Source organism: Parapedobacter lycopersici, from assembly GCF_024643285.1.
GTDB classification, from domain to species: domain Bacteria; phylum Bacteroidota; class Bacteroidia; order Sphingobacteriales; family Sphingobacteriaceae; genus Parapedobacter; species Parapedobacter lycopersici.
The window spans coordinates 1-218 of sequence record NZ_JAMSLW010000012.1; the positions used below are offsets into that span (position 1 = coordinate 1).

At 72.5% G+C, this 218-nt stretch carries 1 protein-coding gene; it reads right to left on the reverse strand.

Annotated features, from left to right (window positions below; translation table 11 throughout):
- On the reverse strand, nucleotides 1-218 hold a 218-nt coding region (locus NEV57_RS15860), incomplete at both ends, for a chlorophyll a/b-binding protein (protein WP_257659288.1).

Genomic DNA, 218 nt, shown 5'->3' on the forward strand with positions numbered 1-218 from the left:
GCGAAGGCCTCCGGGTCGTCGGCGAGGCCGAGCGGGTCGAAGCTGCCGCCGGGGTAGAGCGGGTCGACGACCTCGCCGAGCGGCCCGCCGGCGATGCGGTACCCCTCGACGGCGCCCATGAGCACCACCTGGACCGCCCAGATGGCGAGGATGCTCTGCGCGTGGATCAGGCTCGGGTTGCCGAGGTAGTCGAGCCCGCCCTCGCTGAAGATCTGCGA